The following is an 18,126-nucleotide window of genomic DNA, read 5'->3' on the forward strand; positions in this document are numbered from 1 at the left end:
ACATTGGCGAGACCCATGCCCGACTGAAGCGACTGCATGACGAGCGCGCCGAGCATGGCGCCGGCAATCGTGCCGGTGCCGCCTGCCAGAGACGTGCCGCCGATGACGGCTGCGGCGATCGTATAGAGTTCGTAGGTCGTGCCCTGCGAGTTGGCGGCGGCGTTGAGGCGGGCCGTCGAGATGGCGGCGGCGACCGCTGCGAGGAAGCCCATCAGCGCGAAGATGCGCACGGTCACCCAGCGGGTCTTGATGCCGGCGAGTTCGGCCGCTTCCGGGTTGCCGCCGATGGCGAAGACATAGCGGCCGAAGCGCAGACGCGTGGCGATGAAGGTCATGACGATGCCGACGAGGATGGCGATCAGCACCGGCACGGCAATGCCGTAGGGGATCATCAGGCCGGTTTCCGGCCAGGCGATGCTGTTGGCCTCGGCATAGCGCTTGGCGATGGCGACCGGCCAGTAATAGATCGTCGAGACCCAGATCGCGCCGAGCACCATGGCACAGCCGAGGACGCCGAGGACATATTCGGCCCAGAGCGGGCGGCGCGGGAAGTTGAAGCGCCGGCGCTGGTGACGCGAGCCGACGATCGAGACGACGATCAGCAGACAGGCGACGACGCCGATGATCCAGCTCCAGGTGGCGCCGATCGCGCCTTCGGCACCGCCGCCCATGATGCGGAAGGTGGTGTCGAGGGGCGCGACCGTCTGGCCGCTCGTGACATACCAGGCAAGGCCGCGCCAGGCGAGGAAGCCGCCAAGGGTGACGATGAAGGAGGGCACGCCCATGAAGGCGATGATGACGCCCTGGAACATGCCGATGGCCGAGCCGACGAGCAGGCCGCAGATCAGCGTGATCACCCAGGTGAAGGAATTGTCGAAGCCCAGATATTGCGGCAGGAACTTCGCCTGGACCACGCCCATGATCATGGCGACGAAGCCAAGGATCGAGCCGATCGACAGGTCGATGTTGCGGGTGACGATGACCAGAACCATACCGGTCGCGAGAACCGCGATTTCGGTCGTCTGGACGGAGAGGTTCCAGAGGTTTCGGGGCGTCAGGAACAGGCCGCCGGTATAGAAGTGGAAGCCGACCCAGATGACCAGCAATGCGCCGATCATGCCGAGAAGCCGGGTGTCTATTTCCGTTGCCCGCAGGAAGCGCGTGAAGGGGCCTTCAACTGTCGTGCGCGGGCCGGATGAGGTCGATTGGGTAATGTCTGCCATGGGTTTGCCGTTTCCCCCATTGTTTGGGCGCAGGCCTGCTCCTGGTGGGATAGCTGGCCGACGATCGCCCTGTTCTGGATATGACCACCGGGACGCTTCCGAAAATAGCCGATCACAACGGCACTATTCTGGCAGGGAATCGAAGCATCCGCGATGTGCGCGAGAACGGAGAAGCACCACCGAATGGGCTTCAGCCGCATCCGGCGCCGCAGCGGAAGGCCGCTGCGGCGCCGGTATTCAAATCAGCGAGCGAGGATTATTCGCAAGCCTTGACGGAGCCGGCCTTGACACCCTGGCAAGCTTCAGCCTTGGAGATCCAGCCGGCGTCGATGACGACGTTCAGGTTGTCCTTGGTGATGGCGAGCGGGGTCAGGAAGATGGACTGCATCTTCACCTTCTTCGGGCCGCCTTCGAAGGTCTGCACGCCTGCAACCTTGTCCAGCGCAGTGCCGCCGGCGAGATCGAGAGCGATTTCGGCAGCGCGCTTGCCAAGCTCACGGCTGTCCTTCCAGACGGAAACCGTCTGCGTGCCCAAAGCGATGCGGTTGAGAGCAGCCTTGTCGGCGTCCTGACCGGAAACCGGAACGGTGCCGGCGAGGCCCTGGGCGTCGAGAGCAGCAACTGCGCCACCGGCCGTACCGTCGTTCGAAGCGACAACGGCATCAACCTTGTTGTTGTTGGCAGTCAGGAACTGTTCCATGTTGCGCTGCGCGTTCTGCGGCAGCCAGCCGTCGGTATAGGCTTCGCCGACGTTCTTGATCTTGCCAGCGTCGATCGCAGCCTTGACGACTTCCATCTGGCCGGCAAACAGGAAGTCTGCGTTCGGATCGGAAGACGAGCCCTTGATGAAGACGTAGTTGCCTTCCGGCTTTGCCTTGAAGACTTCCTGAGCCTGCAGGCGGCCGACTTCCTTGTTGTCGAAGGTGATGTAGAAGGCAGACGGGTTTTCGATCAGGCGGTCGTAACCGACGACCGGGATACCTTCGCTGGCAGCCTTTTCGACAGCCGGGCCGATTGCATCGGAGTCCTGAGCGAGAATGATGAGGGCGTTTGCGCCCTGGGAGATCAGCGATTCGACGTCGGTCAGCTGCTTTGCGGCCGAAGACTGAGCGTCAGCGGAAATGTATTTTGCGCCCTTGGCTTCGAGAGCCTTCTTGATCGCAGCTTCGTCGGTCTTCCAACGCTCTTCCTGGAAATTCGACCAGGAAACGCCAACGACGAGATCGGCAGCCATGGCAGCCGAGTGTACGGAAACGAGAATGGCCGCCCCGGCCATCAGCTTATAAAGAGACTTCATAATGTCCTCCCGAGTGAATTGCAGCCGGCCCAGCCTTAGCCTCCTCCGGCCACCGCGAAAGCCTGTCCAGAAAGGTTCGGATTTTTTTCTCGACAGTCGAGAAATTTAGTGTCAGAGATTTTTTCAACTGTCAACACCGCACTACCGGCTTATTTCCTTTGACTGGAGGGGGCTGGAGATGCTGTGGCAATAAGGGGCGGAACGAACGGGGAAGAGGCGGCGATAGATGCTGACCAAATCGAGCACGGAGCTCGTACGGCAGAGAAACAGCGTGCTTGTGCTCGCCACTCTCCGCCGCCACGGGCCGCTTGCTCACACTGAAATATCCGAGTTCACGCGGCTGTCCTCCGCGACGATTTCTGCGATCACCGCCGATCTCGAAAAGGCGCAGATCATCGAAAAATCCGAGCAGCAGCCCGCCAGCGGACGCGGGCGGCCGCGCGTGCTTTTGCGCCAGCGGCGGGACTGCGGCTATCTCATCGTCGTCATCATATCCTCGGATGCGGTGCAATATTCGCTGGTCGATTACGCCGGCAAGCTGATCGACCGCTTCAGCGAGCAAAGGTCGCATGATCCTGATGGGGCTTCCCGCTTCACGAATTCGGTGCGGGAGGGGCTTTTGCGCATCCTCGCCCGCTCGCGGATCGAACAGCAGAAGGTGCTGCTCATTTCGATCAGCAGCAAGGGTCTGGTCAATTCCTCCGAGCCGGTTCTCGTCTGGTCGCCGATCTTCGGAAGCGACCAGATCGATTTCGAATCGGCGCTCAGGCCGGAATGGCAGGCAAAGATCATCCTCGACAACGAGACGCTGCTGGTGGCCGCCGCACTCGGCGCCCATGAGGAGAATGTCAAAGGCGCGGATTTCCGCTCGCTGGCTGCCCTTTCGCTCGGGCACAGCATCGGGCTTGGTATAGTCCGGCGGACGAGCCATGGCGGGCATGACGTCTCGGCGCCCAATTTCGGGCACATGCTGCATATGGCCAATGGCGGGCTTTGCCGCTGCGGCACGCGCGGCTGCATCGAGGCCTATGCCGGCTTCTATGCCATCCTGCGCACCGCCTTCGAAGTGCCGCTCGACACGATCCCGGCAAAGTTCGTGCCGCTGGCCGAACTCGACAAGATCGCGGCCAAGGCGCGGCAGGGCCACCGCATCTCGGGCTTTGCCTTCCGGCAGGCGGGGTTGGCACTCGGCAACGGATTGTCGCGCATGCTGAGCCTGACGGAGCGCATGCCGATTGCCATCACCGGGGTCGGCACCCGCTATTACGATCTGCTGCGGCAGGGGATCGAGGAGGGGCTCGGCCAATCCCATGTGGTGCGCATRGAGGGCATGCCGGAGCTGAGGGTCGCGGCCGACGAGCAGAACCTCGTCTTCGAGGGACATCTCAACCGGGCGCTTGCTGTGATTGATGAAGATATTGTGGTGGCGGGAGGCCAGGGTGGGGATTGAGGATGTGGCTGTACCGGGGAACCCCTCCCCAACCCCTCCCCACAAGGGGGAGGGGCTAACCCAGAGCGCCGCCTTGTCCTTCCCGAAGCGTTGAGAATGTGGAAAACGGGTGCGGCAGTTTAAGCCCCTCCCACCTGCGGGGAGGGGTTGGGGAGGGGCCTTTTCAGGTCCGCCCGCATGTCATCAAACGAGAAATGGCCGGGCGAGAGCCCGGCCATCTCATAATGGCGACCGTCGGGAGAGGGCGGTCAGCCGATCCTGATGAGCTTGCCTTCCTTGACGGACTGGACGGCCGCGTCGGCAAGCGCCAGCGCTGCCAGGCCATCGGCGCCTGACGGCGTGATCTTCGAACCCTTTTCGATCGCCGAGATGAAGCTGGCGATCTCGTTGGCATAGGCTTCCGTGTACCGGGTCATGAAGAAATCGTGCAGCGGCGGGCGGGTATAACCGTCGCCATTGGCGATTTCGATCGAGACCGGGCGCTGGTTTTCGGCCGAGACGACGCCCTTGGAACCGTGCGCTTCGATGCGCTGGTCGTAGCCATAGGTGGCACGGCGGGAATTGGAGATGACGGCTTGCTTGCCGGAAGCCGTCTGCAGGATGACCGAGACGCTGTCGTAATCGCCGGCTTCGCCGATCGCCTTGTCGACGAGGACGGCTGCGGTCGCGACGACCGAGACCGGCTCTTCGCCGAGCAGGAAGCGGGCCATGTCGAAATCGTGGATCGTCATGTCGCGGAAGATGCCGCCGGAACGCTTGATGTAATCGACCGGCGGGGCGCCGGGATCGCGCGAGGTGATCGTCACCATCTCGACATCGCCGATCTTGCCGTCGTCGATGGCCTTGCGGACCGCCATGAAATGCGGGTCGAAGCGGCGATTGAAGCCGACCATCAGCTTGGCGCCGGTCTCTTCGACAACCTTGATGCAGGCCTTGACGCGGGCAACGTCGAGATCGATGGGCTTTTCGCAGAAGATCGCCTTGCCGGCACGGGCGAAACGCTCGATCAGGTCGGCATGCGTATCGGTCGGCGTGCAGATGACGACGGCGTCGATATCCTTGGCGGCCTCGATCGCTTCGATGCTGCGCACTTCACAGCCATAGGCGGACGCGATCGCATCGGCAGCCTGCGGGAAGGCGTCGGCGACGGCCACGAGCTTTGCATTGGCGTCGGCGCTGACGGCTTTCGCATGGACCTTGCCGATGCGGCCGGCGCCGAGAAGACCAAATCTCACTGTCATTACTGCCTCCCTGGATTCGGAACAAATAAACCGAATTGATATAAGTTTAGAATTTTCATTCCATTTTCCTGGCGCCGCGTCAAGCCCGCGGCCCTTTCACATTTGTGAAATCCATCCTAAAGACAAGTGTGGTCATCACAAGAGTGAGGCGGCGTCATCACCAGAGTGAGACGGGTCATCACAAGAGTGAGACGGGTCAATGCGACAATGAGACAGAGATGCAGCTTATCGATCCCAATCATTCGGCCTATCGGCACCTCTGGGTCCGTATCCTTATTGTCGTGGTATGCCTTGGCTGGGCAGTCGTCGAATTCACGACAGGCGATCCCTTCTGGGGCATGCTTGCGGGCGGCGCCGGCGTCTATTCCTTCTATATGCTGATCTGGGCCTTCAACCCGAAGCCGCCGGAAGCGGCAGCGCCTGCCGCATCCGAGGACGAGGGTGAGGAAAAGCCTGCAACCGACGAAGAGAAGAAGGCGGAATAGTCAGCGCGCCAGCCGGCGCAGCGCCTCGTCGACCAGCAGATTGGCGATCATCATACGCCTGTTTGCATTGGCGCGGAATGGCTGGGCGACGCCGTCAGGATGATTGGCCTTGGCGAAGGCGCGCCGCTTCTCGTTCAGCGTCTGCAGCGTATCATGGGCCGCAATCGACAATTCTGCGGCAATCTCTTCCGGTGCAATGCGGGCGAGATGATCCGGCATGACCGGTTCCGGCTCAGGCGCCGGTGGGGGAGGCTCCTCGAGTGCAGGCTCGGGGCCGAGATTGTCGAAATAGGCTTGGCCGACCCGCTGCGAAGAGGCCGATACACCTTCCATCACATCGAAAGCGAGACCGGTGCTGAAGCCGGAAACGCGATGGCTGACCGGCTCTTCCATTTCGCCGGCCGCGTCTTCTTCCTCTTTCAGCCGTTCGAGAACGGATTGGAATATGGATTGCCCGAACAGCATGCGCTTTCCTTTTTACGCGGGCGCATTAGACGGCGGCAAGTTGGCGCCGGGCTGGATTTCGGCGCGGGATCCTACCTTTCGGCCTGCCGGATGCTTTCTTCCAGGACGAGGTCGTAGAGCAGCCGGGCGCTTGGGGGCAGGGCGCGCTCGCGCACGGTGATCAGGCTGTAGGGCTTGACGTTGATCTCGAAATCGATCGGCAGGATGCGCACATCGGATGCCTTCGAACTCTGCGAGGCGAGAAACTGGGCGACATCGACGGCAACGGGGGCGATCGCATCCGTCTCGCAGATGATTGCGCAGGTCAGCAGCAGCGAGGAGGTGTTGACGATATTTTCCGGAAGCTGGACGGCGCGCGACAGGAAGATATCCTCGATCGTGCGGCGCAGCAGCGTGCCGGGCGGCTGGAATACCCAGTCGTAATCCTTGATCTCCGAGAGGCTGCTCGGCCTGTTTCTCTTCTTTAACAGGGGATGGCCGCTGCGCACGATCAGGCAGGCCTTCTCTGTGCCGATCTCGCGGACCTCGAAAAGGCGCGGGTTCAGGTCATCGGGGATGCGGCTGATGATGAAGTCGTGGCGGGCGGCGAGAAGCTCGCGCGCCAGCACGTTGCTGGTCTCGACCTGGATGTTGACCTCGATGCCCGGAAAGGTCTTGCGTACCGTATTGATGGCGGGAACGACGAGGCTCATGGCGGGTGCGGTGACGGCGCCGATAAAGACCGAGCCGCCCTTGCCGCTCTTCAATTCGCCGATCTCGCGGCTCGCTTCCCTGAGCTCCAGAAGGATCTTTCGCGCACGCCTGGCGAGAGCTTCGCCGAAGGTGGTGAGCACCACGCCGCGGGCGACACGCTCATAGAGCGGAGTCTTCACGATCGACTCCATATCGGACAGCATTCGCGACGCTGCCGGCTGCGATATGTTCAGCACTTCGGYGGCGGCGGAAATCTGCCCGCTATCTTCGATTGCGACAATCATTCGCAGGTGATTCAGCTTAAGTCCCGCGCGCAAAAGGCTGTCATCGCCAAAATTGTCGCTGTTGATGTCGACATGTTCCAACGAAAACGGCCCGGAGATGATCGTCATGGTTGCAGCCTCCCCACTGTGTTCCATTAAAAGTAATACTTTTTAACGATATACCAAATTTGTTATGCACATTGCCAGTTATTCTATTTGACAGTTATAGGAATCCATACCAGTTTGCCGCCGTGTGCTGGTTGGCACTCAACACGTGTGAGATCGTGGAGGAGACCTACTTCGTTTCTCACCATCTGAAGTAACTATCCAATACGGAACCTGCCACAGTTTCGGGGCGGGCGATTTTTCGTCCGTAAATCTTTAACAAGGGAGAGAGAAATGAAATCCATTATCTCATTGATGGCTGCGGCTGCCTTCGGCGTCGCATCGTTCGTTATGCCGGCAATGGCACAGGACAAGGGTCTGGTTGGCATCGCAATGCCGACGAAGGCTTCGGCTCGCTGGATCGACGACGGCAACAACATCGTCAAGCAGCTCCAGACTGCCGGCTACCAGACCGACCTGCAGTATGCTGACGACGATATTCCGAACCAGCTTTCGCAGATCGAAAACATGGTCACGAAGGGCGCCAAGGTTCTCGTCGTCGCTTCGATCGACGGCACGACCCTGTCGGACGTTCTCCAGAAGGCTCATGACGCCGGCATCAAGGTCATCGCTTATGACCGCCTGATCCGCGACTCGGCCAATGTCGACTACTATGCCACGTTCGACAACTTCCAGGTTGGCGTTCTCCAGGCTGGCACGATCGTCGACAAGCTCGGCCTCAAGGACGGCAAGGGCCCGTTCAACATCGAACTCTTCGGCGGTTCGCCTGACGACAACAACGCCTTCTTCTTCTACGATGGCGCAATGTCCGTCCTGCAGCCCTACATCGACTCCGGCAAGCTCGTCGTGAAGTCCGGCCAGACCGGCATGGACAAGGTCGGCACGCTGCGTTGGGATCCGGCAACGGCCCAGGCCCGCATGGACAACCTGCTCTCGGCTAACTACACCGACGCCAAGGTTGACGCTGTCCTGTCTCCTTACGACGGTCTGTCGATCGGTATCCTCTCGTCGCTGAAGGGCGTCGGCTACGGTTCGGCTGGGCAGCCGCTGCCTGTCGTTACCGGCCAGGACTCGGAAATCCCGTCGATCAAGTCGATCATCGCTGGCGAACAGTATTCCTCGATCTTCAAGGATACCCGCGATCTGGCGAAGGTTACCGTTCAGATGGTAGATGCCGTCATGTCCGGCAAGGAGCCTGAAGTCAACGACACGAAGACCTACGACAACGGTGTCAAGGTTGTTCCGTCCTACCTGCTGAAGCCGGTCGCCGTGACCAAGGAGAACTACAAGACGGTTCTCGTTGACGGCGGTTACTACAAAGAAGACCAGCTGAAGTAATATGAATGGCCGGAACCCGCGCGATTGCGGGTTCCGGTCTTCGATTCTATGATCGCCGGGTCATTTCTGATCGCGGCGTTGGGTTTTTAGTCATGGAAAATACAATCCTCGAAATGCGGAACATCACCAAGACGTTCCCGGGCGTCAAGGCGCTCGAGAATGTGAACCTCAGGGTTCGCCAGGGTGAGATCCACGCATTGGTGGGCGAAAACGGGGCCGGCAAGTCGACCCTGATGAAGGTACTCTCCGGCGTCTATCCGGCAGGAAGCTATGATGGCGACATCGTCTATGAAGGCGATGTGCGCAACTTCAAGGTTCTGAAGGATTCCGAAGAAATCGGTATCGTCATCATCCACCAGGAGCTGGCGCTGGTGCCCCAGCTTTCAATCGGCGAAAACATCTTCCTCGGTAATGAAAACGCCACGAACGGCGTCATCAGTTGGGGCGAGACGTTCAATCGCACGAAGCAATTGCTCGCCAAGGTGGGCCTGGCAGAATCTCCGAACACGCTTGTCACCGACATCGGCGTCGGCAAGCAGCAGCTGGTCGAGATCGCCAAGGCACTGTCGAAGAGCGTCAAGCTGCTCATTCTCGACGAGCCTACCGCATCGCTGAACGAAAGCGATTCCGATGCGCTGCTCACCCTGCTGATGGAATTCCGCAAGCAGGGCATCACCTCGATCATCATTTCCCACAAGCTGAACGAGATCCGCAAGGTCGCCGACCAGATCACGGTCCTGCGCGACGGCATGACCGTCAAGACGCTCGACTGTCACAAGGACGAGATCAGCGAAGACATCATCATCAAGAACATGGTGGGCCGTGACCTCGCCGACCGTTATCCGCCGCGCTCCGTGCCGATCGGCGAGACGATCTTCGAAGTCAAGAACTGGAACGCCTTCCACCAGCAGCATCGCGACCGCCAGGTCCTGCACGACATCAACGTCCATGTCCGCAAGGGCGAGGTCGTCGGCATCGCCGGACTGATGGGCGCCGGCCGCACCGAATTCGCCATGAGCGTCTTCGGCAAGTCCTACGGCCACAAGATCACCGGCGACGTCTTCGTCGACGGCAAGAAGGTCGACACGACGACGGTGCGCAAGGCAATCGACGCCGGTCTCGCCTACGTGACCGAGGACCGCAAGCATCTCGGCCTCGTGCTGGGCGAGACGATCGTTCACAACACGACGCTTGCCAATCTGGAAGCGGTGTCGAAAGCCACCGTCATCGACAGTGTCAGGGAATCGCGGGTCGCCTCCGACTATCGGTCGAAGCTGCGCATCCGTTCCTCCAGCATCTTCCAGGAAGCGGTCAACCTGTCGGGCGGCAACCAGCAGAAGGTCGTTCTGTCGAAATGGTTGTTCTCGGATCCCGAAGTGTTGATCCTGGACGAACCGACGCGCGGCATTGATGTTGGCGCCAAATATGAAATTTATACTATCATCAACCAGCTCGCGGCTGACGGTAAAGGCGTTCTGATGATTTCGTCGGAAATGCCTGAGCTTCTTGGTACGTGCGACCGCATCTACGTCATGAATGAAGGACGGATCGTTGCGGAACTGCCGAAGGGAGAAGCGAGCCAGGAAACCATCATGCGCGCCATCATGCGCTCAGGAGAGAAGAAACAATGACCCCGATCAATCAACCCATCACCGAGCAGGGGCGCGTCGTCTCCATCGGCGAATTTGTTCGCGGTAACATCCGTGAATACGGCATGTTCATCGCGCTCATCGCGATCATGGTGTTCTTCCAGATCTCGACCGGCGGCGTTCTCTTCAGGCCGCTCAACCTGACGAACATCATCCTGCAGAACTCGTTCATCGTCGTCATGGCGCTGGGCATGCTGCTGGTGATCGTTGCCGGCCATATCGATCTCTCGGTCGGCTCCGTCGTCGGTTTCATCGGCGCCATCGCCGCCGTCATGACGGTGCAGTGGCATATGAACTATGTGCTCGCGACCGTTATTTGTCTGGCCGTGGGTGCGCTGGTCGGCGGCCTCCAGGGTTATTTCGTCGCCTATCACAAGATACCGTCCTTCATCGTCACGCTCGCCGGCATGCTGGTCTTCCGCGGCCTGACGCTGACCGTGATGACGGGAGCCGGAACGGGCACCAGCATCGGTCCGTTCCCACCGGCTTTCCAGCTGGTCAGCATCGGCTTCCTGCCCAACCTTTTCGATATGGGCGGCATCAACTCGACCTCGCTCATCCTGACCGTCATCGGCGCCGTGACCCTCGTCTATCTGGCGTGGCGCGCGCGCAAGTCGAACGAAAAGCATGGCAATGACGTCGAGCCTCTGGGCTTCTTCATCGCACAGAACGGCATCGTCGCTCTCGCCATCCTGGCGCTCGGCTATCAGCTGTCGATCTACAAGGGCTTCCCGAACGTGCTCGTCATCATGCTGGTGCTGATCACGGCTTACGCTTTCATCACCCGTCGCACGACGATCGGCCGCCGTATCTACGCGATGGGCGGTAACGAGAAGGCAACGAAGCTGTCCGGTATCAACACCGAGCGGCTGACCTTCCTCACCTTCGCAAATATGGGTCTGCTTGCCGGTCTGGCTGGTCTGATCGTGGCGCTGCGCCTCAACTCGGCAACGGCCAAGGGCGGCTTCGGCCTTGAGCTTGACGTGATCGCGGCCTGCTTCATCGGCGGCGCATCGGCACAGGGCGGCGTGGGCAAGGTCACGGGCGCTGTCATCGGCGCTCTGATCATGGGTATCATGRACAACGGCATGTCGATCCACGGGCTCGGCACCGACTCCCAGCAGATGGTCAAGGGTGCGGTGCTTCTCGCTGCCGTCTTCTTCGACGTCTACAACAAGAACAAGGGCTGAGACCTAACTCAGCCCGAGCATTCGAAGTCATATGAAAATTGAATTCCGGCTCCGGATGGAGCCGGAGCGGCGAAGCTTTGTCATCGCCAAACGAAAGGATCAGGAACGTGCTTATTTCGCAGATCAAGGGCGCAAGCGGAGAGATCATCGTCGCCGTGCGCGAACCGGGTGCCGTCGCCAAGGCCGTCAAGGGTGCAACGAGCGTCTACGCTCTGGCGCTGGAAGCCGCAGACAGCGGCAAGTCGCTCGTCTCCGTCATCGAGGCTCACGGATACGGCGATGCCGTCGATCTTGAAAAGGCCTATGCGGAGGGACGCTTCCTGCCGCCGATCACCCATCCCGATGCCGCGCACCTGCATCTGACCGGCACGGGCCTGACCCACCTCGGCTCCGCGGCAACGCGCGATTCCATGCACAAGAAGACGTCCGAGGCGGCAGAGGAAACGCTGACCGACTCCATGAAGATGTTCAGGATGGGTCTTGAAGGCGGCAAGCCGGCTGCCGGCCAGAAGGGCGTGCAGCCCGAGTGGTTCTACAAGGGCAATGGCTATGGCGCTGCTGCTCCGGGCGCGCCGCTCGTTTCTCCGTCCTTCGCGCTCGATGGCGGCGAAGAGCCTGAGATGGCCGGCATCTACGTCATTGCCAAGGACGGCACGCCGTTCCGCATCGGCTTTGCGCTGTCGAACGAGTTTTCCGATCACGTCACCGAGCGGATCAACTATCTCTTCCTCGCCCATTCCAAGCTGCGTCCGGCAAGCTTCGGTCCGGAAATCCGGATCGGTGTTGCGCCTGAGGATATCCGCGGCACGTCGCGCATCAAGCGCGGAAACCATGTGATCTTCGAAAAGCCGTTTCTATCCGGCGAAGCGAACATGTCTCACACTTTCGCCAACCTCGAATACCACCATTTCAAGTATGGCCTCTTCCGCGTGCCGGGCGACATCCACGTCCATATGTTCGGTACGGCGACGCTTTCCTTTGCCGATGGCATCAAGGCGGAAGAGGGCGATGTCTTCGAAATCGAGGTGGCCGAGTTCGGCCTGCCGCTGCGCAATCCGCTGAAGGTTGCTGCCGAAGAAGAAATCGCCGTCAAGCAGCTCTGATTTCCAAGGCCGGCCGCCATGAAGTGGCCGGTCACTTGTCCAAAGGAGGCTCCAAGGCCATGACCGTCCATCAGAATCTCATTGCCGGCGAATGGACCGGCGCAAATGGCGTCGAGAACATCAACCCGTCCGATACGAACGAGGTTGTCGGCCTCTATGCTCAGGCGAGTGCCGACGATACCAAGGCGGCGATCGCAGCCGCCAAGGCTGCCTTTCCGGCCTGGTCGCGTTCCGGCATCTGGGAACGTCACGTTATCCTGAAGAAGGCCGGCGACGAGATCATGGCGCGCAAGGACGAGCTCGGCGCTCTGCTGGCACGCGAAGAAGGCAAGACCCTGCCGGAAGCCATCGGTGAAACGATCCGTGCATCGCAGATCTTCGAATTCTTCGCGGGCGAAGCGCTGCGTCTTGCCGGCGAAGTCATTCCCTCGGTGCGTCCGAACATCGGCGTTGAGATCACCCGCGAGCCGCTCGGCGTCGTCGGTATCATCACGCCCTGGAATTTCCCGATCGCCATTCCGGCCTGGAAGATCGCGCCGGCGCTCTGCTACGGCAACACCATCGTCTTCAAGCCGGCCGATCTGGTGCCTGGCTGTGGCTGGGCGATCGTCGATATCCTGCACAGGGCAGGGCTGCCGAAGGGTGTCTTGAACCTCGTCATGGGCAAGGGCTCCGTGGTCGGCCAGACGATGCTCGACAGTCCCGATATTTCCGGCATCACCTTCACCGGTTCGGTCGGCACCGGCAAGCGCGTCGCTACCGCTTCGCTCGAACATAACCGCAAGTTCCAGCTCGAAATGGGCGGCAAGAACCCGATGGTCGTGCTCGACGATGCCGACCTGAGCGTCGCCGTCGAAGCAGCCGCCAATTCCGGCTTCTTCTCCACCGGCCAGCGTTGCACGGCCTCGTCGCGGCTGATCGTCACCGAGGGCATCCACGACAAGTTCGTTGCTGCGCTCACCGAAAAGCTGAAGACCATCGTCGTCGATCACGCCATGAAGCCGGGCACCCATATCGGCCCCGTCGTCGATGACCGGCAGCTGAAGACCGATACCGACTATATCGAGATCGGCAAAAAGGAAGGCGCCAGGCTCGCCTTCGGCGGCGAACTCGTTTCGCGCGAAACGCCGGGCTTCTATCTGCAGCCGACGCTGTTTACCGAAGCGACCAACCAGATGCGCATCTCGCGCGAAGAGATCTTTGGACCCGTCGTCTCGCTGATCCGGGTGAAGGACTACGAGGAGGCGCTGGCAACCGCCAACGACACCCCGTTCGGCCTGTCATCAGGCATTGCGACGACCAGCCTGAAGCATGCGACGCATTTCAAGCGCAATGCCGAGGCCGGCATGGTGATGGTCAACCTGCCGACCGCCGGCGTCGATTTCCACGTTCCCTTCGGCGGCCGCAAGGGCTCGTCCTACGGCCCGCGCGAGCAGGGCAAGTACGCCGCCGAATTCTATACAACCGTCAAGACGGCCTACACACTGGCTTGAGACGAAGCGCGATAACCCTGATCGTACGAGGCGATCAGGGGGTATCCTGAAGGACGGAGACTATGAAGAAGAAAGCAGAATGGCCRCGCAGGCTGAGGTCGCAGGAATGGTACGGCGGCACGAGCCGCGACGTGATCTACCACCGCGGCTGGCTTAAGAACCAGGGATATCCGCACGACCTGTTCGACGGCCGCCCTGTCATCGGCATCCTGAACACCTGGTCGGACATGACGCCGTGCAACGGTCACCTGCGCGAGCTCGCCGAAAAGGTGAAGGCGGGTGTCTGGGAAGCCGGCGGTTTCCCGCTCGAAGTGCCTGTTTTCTCGGCCTCCGAAAATACCTTCCGCCCGACCGCGATGATGTATCGCAACCTGGCGGCTCTGGCTGTCGAAGAAGCGATCCGCGGCCAGCCGATGGACGGCTGCGTGTTGCTCGTCGGCTGCGACAAGACCACGCCGTCGCTGATCATGGGCGCAGCCTCCGTCGACCTTCCGTCGATCGTCGTCACCGGCGGGCCGATGCTGAACGGCTATTTCCGCGGTGAGCGCGTCGGCTCCGGCACGCACCTCTGGAAGTTCTCCGAAATGGTGAAGGCCGGCGAGATGACGCAGGCCRAATTCCTGGAAGCCGAAGCCTCGATGAGCCGCTCGTCGGGCACCTGCAACACGATGGGCACTGCTTCCACCATGGCCTCCATGGCTGAAGCGCTCGGCATGGCGCTGTCAGGCAACGCCGCGATCCCGGGCGTCGATTCCCGCCGCAAGGTCATGGCGCAGCTCACCGGCCGCCGTATCGTGCAGATGGTCAAGGACGACCTGAAGCCTTCCGAAATCATGACGAAGCAGGCCTTCGAAAACGCCATCCGCACCAATGCGGCGATCGGCGGTTCGACCAATGCCGTCATCCACCTGCTCGCCATGGCCGGCCGCGTCGGCGTCGATCTGACGCTCGACGACTGGGATCGTTGCGGCCGCGACGTGCCGACCATCGTCAACCTGATGCCGTCGGGCAAGTACCTGATGGAAGAGTTCTTCTATGCCGGCGGCCTGCCGGTCGTGCTGAAGCGCCTCGGCGAAGCCGGCCTGCTGCACAAGGATGCGCTGACGGTATCGGGCGACACCGTCTGGGACGAAGTAAAGGATGTCGTCAACTGGAACGAGGACGTCATCCTTCCGGCTGACAAGGCGCTGACGCAATCGGGCGGCATCGTCGTCCTGCGCGGCAATCTCGCGCCGAAGGGTGCGGTCCTGAAGCCGTCTGCCGCCTCGCCGCACCTGATGGTGCACAAGGGCCGGGCGGTCGTGTTCGAGGACATCGACGATTACAAGGCCAAGATCAACGACGACAATCTCGACATCGACGAGAACTGCGTCATGGTCATGAAGAACTGTGGTCCGAAGGGCTATCCGGGCATGGCCGAAGTCGGCAACATGGGCCTGCCGCCGAAGGTGCTCAAGAAGGGCATCACCGACATGGTGCGTATTTCCGACGCCCGCATGTCCGGCACGGCTTACGGCACCGTGGTGCTGCACACCTCGCCGGAAGCTGCTGTCGGTGGCCCGCTCGCGGTTGTCAAGAACGGCGACATGATCGAGCTTGACGTGCCGAACCGCCGTCTGCATCTCGACATTTCCGACGAGGAACTGGCGCGTCGTCTCGCCGAATGGCAGCCGAACCACGATCTGCCGACGTCGGGCTATGCGTTCCTGCACCAGCAGCATGTCGAAGGAGCCGATACCGGCGCCGACCTCGACTTTCTCAAGGGATGTCGCGGGAGTGCAGTCGGCAAGGACAGCCACTAACAGGGCGTATCCGACCGCAAATCGACGGGAAGGCGGGGGACCCCCCCCGCCCGCAATTGCAATGTGGAATACTTTCTGTCGCGAAACGCCGACTTTTACGGGTGGCTTTTGCGACAGAAATTTACGGAAAGTCCAGTGCTGGCGGTTTTGTCCTGAAGGCTGGAATTCAGTGGAAAAGTCGGAACGGCGCAATGCGGACGGTCATTACGGCAGCACACCGCTATCTCCGATTTGATCATCGATAGTCGTTAGCCAGGGCCATCGCTGCAAATACTGGGTGCATTTATCCAGAAATAGGCCACGCTGAGGATTGAGAGGGTTCAGGCGCAGGATGCCATTCCACATGTCCTCCAAGCCGTCAGGCGCGTAAAGGCTGCCGTCGTAAAGGCGAATACCGACCCTTGTGCAAAGGGTGAGGTAGCGGTCGATGCCATCCTCCGCCTTTTGCAACGTTGGATATTCCGCTCCGAACTTGTTCTTGTACCAGAGATGGACCCGAGCCTGGTTCTTGATCTCCACCGTTACGGGCAGATCGGCGACCGCCTGCTGCACCCGGCGAATGACGACGTCTTCGGCGTCCCAGGATAGGGCGGAGTCATCGAAGTAGAAGACGTCGTAATCCTTTATCCCGTACTGAGGGTCATAGCCGGACTTCAGATTCCAAATTGTCTGCACGAGGCAGCCAGCGGTCAGAATACCTTGAGGAATCTGGAGGGGGGCCAACCGGGTTAGCAATTCGGTGTTTATCGGGTTACGGCGGACAGACCAGATGAATTGCTGCTCGCTAAACGACATAGCCTCTCCTTTGTCCGATAGCTTCGCTAAATCGGTTAGCGCGAAAATCCCCATTGTTCGAAACTCGGACAGACCATCCGAAAACCTGCGCGCAGCCTAACCTTCGGATCCCCCGCTCGGGTTTTCTGACGGTCTGTCGGGATTACGCGACAGGACAAGGCCGTCCATGTAGTGATCGAGATGGCTCTTCCACAACGCCGGCTTAAACAGCAACGCATGGCCTGCAGGAGCAGCAATGAATTTTCCTTCTCCGCCCGCCAGGAGGAATCGTTCGAAATTTCCTCTGCAGTGCCCTATTCGATAATATTGGTCATGACTTCCGTGCAACCAAAGCGTTGAAATTCCCGCTGATGCTCCACGTTCAAAAATAGCCGGATTTACAATTTCATGAGTGGCGCATCCTCTCCCGAGCCAACCACCGTTGAAATTGATGGCAGCCTGGAACGTGGCCGGGCGCATACCCGCATAGGCTACGGACAAGATGCCGCCGCGTGAAACTCCCCCGATGGCAAGCCGGCTCTGATCCACATCGGAGCGACCGCGAAGATGGCGCACGACAGCATCCACATCCGCGACGGCCCGCTCGAAACCCGCAATCGTAATTTCGACATTGCAGGAATAGCCGGAGCCGTCGGGAGCAAGTCCCTCTCCATAGTTTCCACCTGATTTTCCTCTGCCCCGGCGTTGCGGAAAGAGAACCATCCAGCCTCGTTCGACGAAGTAGTTTCCAACGACAGGCGGACACATGGTCCTTGTGTACAGGGATTGATTATGCCCCTGTCCGGTAGAGCCATGATTGAAAACAATTGTCGGATATGGCCCTTCGCGTTGAGGCTTGGCTGCGACGATTTCCAATCGTGCATCTGTCTCGTCGGAGGGTATGAAGAACTTCTCCAACTTCATGAGGCTGCAATATCCATACGTGTGCCACCTGAGCGGATCGGCGGATTGTCGGGTCCCATGCATTCGTCAACCGCTTCCGGCAGAAGCGGCGGGTGCACGGTCTGTTCCAGAAAGACGTGCCATGATGCATTGTAGGGGCGAACGTTCATTTCTGGAATCCCAAGTGTTCGATTTATCAATGCAGAGTTGAATAAAATGATCGATCGCCACGGCACGGGCATAGTGCGCACTGTGTGGAAATGACTGCATGCGGCCCGGCCATGAGGCGGCGGGTGATCGTTTCATCGGTGTAGTCGTCGGGTAGATCGGGATAGGCCTCGTCGCGCAGGTATATCTGGAAATAATCGGCCAAGAGATTGCCCTAGGCTCCAGACTCAATCAGGCCCACCAAATGACGATGGCGGCGATGTAGCAAGTTGCCGCGAAGTTGAGCATGAGCTTGTCATATCGAGTTGCGACACGCCTCCAGTCCTTGAGGCGACAGAAAGCACGTTCGATGATATTTCTCCGGCGGTAGGCGACGGGGTCGAACGGTTTGATCTGCTTTCGGGTTGGATTGTTGGGAATGACAGGCTCGGTGCCGCGTGCAGTGAGAAAGTCGCGCAACGCG

Annotated in this window: 17 protein-coding genes; 8 read left to right on the forward strand and 9 right to left on the reverse strand. The window is 60.3% G+C overall.

The window, feature by feature from the left end; translation table 11 throughout:
• Both AC1D35_RS31135 and xylF read right to left on the reverse strand, forming a co-directional pair.
• A partial coding sequence (locus tag AC1D35_RS31135; RefSeq protein WP_477941710.1) for a sugar ABC transporter permease occupies positions 1 to 1,223 on the reverse strand: 1,223 nt, incomplete at its 3' end.
• Between the two features lie 256 nt (positions 1,224 to 1,479).
• On the reverse strand, positions 1,480 to 2,520 hold the full coding sequence (gene xylF, locus AC1D35_RS31140) for a D-xylose ABC transporter substrate-binding protein (RefSeq protein ID WP_113298951.1): 1,041 nt from the start codon (positions 2,518 to 2,520) through the stop codon (positions 1,480 to 1,482).
• 226 nt (positions 2,521 to 2,746) lie between these two features.
• Here xylF and AC1D35_RS31145 point away from each other — a divergent pair, with 226 nt between their 5' ends.
• Positions 2,747 to 3,970 carry an ROK family transcriptional regulator gene (locus AC1D35_RS31145; protein ID WP_477941712.1) on the forward strand — a complete coding sequence of 408 codons (1,224 nt, stop codon included), beginning with the start codon at positions 2,747 to 2,749 and terminating at the stop codon, positions 3,968 to 3,970.
• A 248-nt stretch (positions 3,971 to 4,218) separates the two neighbouring features.
• Here AC1D35_RS31145 and iolG read toward each other — a convergent pair whose 3' ends face one another.
• Positions 4,219 to 5,211: an inositol 2-dehydrogenase gene (gene iolG, locus AC1D35_RS31150; protein WP_113311791.1), complete on the reverse strand. Its 993-nt coding sequence runs from the start codon at positions 5,209 to 5,211 to the stop codon at positions 4,219 to 4,221.
• 218 nt (positions 5,212 to 5,429) lie between these two features.
• Here iolG and AC1D35_RS31155 point away from each other — a divergent pair, with 218 nt between their 5' ends.
• Positions 5,430 to 5,696 carry a hypothetical protein gene (locus tag AC1D35_RS31155; RefSeq protein WP_113297440.1) on the forward strand — a complete coding sequence of 89 codons (267 nt, stop codon included), beginning with the start codon at positions 5,430 to 5,432 and terminating at the stop codon, positions 5,694 to 5,696.
• Here the strand turns inward: AC1D35_RS31155 and AC1D35_RS31160 are convergent, their stop codons facing one another.
• Complete coding sequence (locus AC1D35_RS31160; RefSeq protein WP_113311790.1) at positions 5,697 to 6,161, reverse strand: hypothetical protein; 465 nt, start codon at positions 6,159 to 6,161, stop codon at positions 5,697 to 5,699. It lies immediately after the preceding gene.
• Positions 6,162 to 6,232: 71 nt separating this feature from the next.
• On the reverse strand, positions 6,233 to 7,246 hold the full coding sequence (locus AC1D35_RS31165; RefSeq protein ID WP_477941714.1) for a LysR family transcriptional regulator: 1,014 nt from the start codon (positions 7,244 to 7,246) through the stop codon (positions 6,233 to 6,235).
• Between the two features lie 270 nt (positions 7,247 to 7,516).
• Between AC1D35_RS31165 and chvE the strand changes: the two genes are divergently transcribed.
• From chvE to araD, 6 genes are all read left to right on the forward strand, one after another.
• Complete coding sequence (chvE, locus tag AC1D35_RS31170) at positions 7,517 to 8,581, forward strand: multiple monosaccharide ABC transporter substrate-binding protein (RefSeq protein WP_113297443.1); 1,065 nt, start codon at positions 7,517 to 7,519, stop codon at positions 8,579 to 8,581.
• A gap of 92 nt (positions 8,582 to 8,673) precedes the next feature.
• Positions 8,674 to 10,212, forward strand: coding sequence for a multiple monosaccharide ABC transporter ATP-binding protein (gene mmsA, locus AC1D35_RS31175; RefSeq protein WP_113297637.1), 1,539 nt, complete (start codon positions 8,674 to 8,676; stop codon positions 10,210 to 10,212).
• Positions 10,209 to 11,420, forward strand: coding sequence for a multiple monosaccharide ABC transporter permease (gene mmsB, locus AC1D35_RS31180; RefSeq protein ID WP_477941716.1), 1,212 nt, complete (start codon positions 10,209 to 10,211; stop codon positions 11,418 to 11,420). Before mmsA ends, mmsB begins: the two co-directional genes overlap by 4 nt.
• 107 nt (positions 11,421 to 11,527) lie before the next feature.
• On the forward strand, positions 11,528 to 12,523 hold the full coding sequence (gene araD1 / locus AC1D35_RS31185; RefSeq protein WP_113297445.1) for an AraD1 family protein: 996 nt from the start codon (positions 11,528 to 11,530) through the stop codon (positions 12,521 to 12,523).
• A gap of 59 nt (positions 12,524 to 12,582) precedes the next feature.
• Positions 12,583 to 14,016, forward strand: a complete 1,434-nt coding sequence (locus AC1D35_RS31190; protein ID WP_113297446.1) for an aldehyde dehydrogenase family protein — start codon at positions 12,583 to 12,585, stop codon at positions 14,014 to 14,016.
• Between the two features lie 62 nt (positions 14,017 to 14,078).
• Complete coding sequence (gene araD, locus AC1D35_RS31195) at positions 14,079 to 15,818, forward strand: L-arabinonate dehydratase (RefSeq protein ID WP_477941719.1); 1,740 nt, start codon at positions 14,079 to 14,081, stop codon at positions 15,816 to 15,818.
• Positions 15,819 to 16,022: 204 nt separating this feature from the next.
• On the opposite strand, the gene AC1D35_RS31200 is transcribed toward araD, so the two are convergent.
• The 4 genes from AC1D35_RS31200 to AC1D35_RS31215 form a co-directional block, all read right to left on the reverse strand.
• Positions 16,023 to 16,613: a nucleotidyltransferase family protein gene (locus tag AC1D35_RS31200; protein WP_113311792.1), complete on the reverse strand. Its 591-nt coding sequence runs from the start codon at positions 16,611 to 16,613 to the stop codon at positions 16,023 to 16,025.
• A gap of 96 nt (positions 16,614 to 16,709) precedes the next feature.
• On the reverse strand, positions 16,710 to 17,516 hold the full coding sequence (locus AC1D35_RS31205) for a serine aminopeptidase domain-containing protein (RefSeq protein ID WP_113311787.1): 807 nt from the start codon (positions 17,514 to 17,516) through the stop codon (positions 16,710 to 16,712).
• A complete protein-coding gene (locus AC1D35_RS31210; RefSeq protein WP_162748635.1) occupies positions 17,513 to 17,665 on the reverse strand; it encodes a hypothetical protein in 153 nt (50 codons plus the stop codon). The genes AC1D35_RS31205 and AC1D35_RS31210 overlap by 4 nt, the downstream gene beginning before the upstream one ends.
• 229 nt (positions 17,666 to 17,894) lie before the next feature.
• On the reverse strand, positions 17,895 to 18,126 hold a 232-nt coding region (locus AC1D35_RS31215; protein ID WP_477941723.1), incomplete at its 5' end, for a transposase.

It is taken from the genome of Rhizobium sp. P1_E6 (assembly GCF_056405875.1).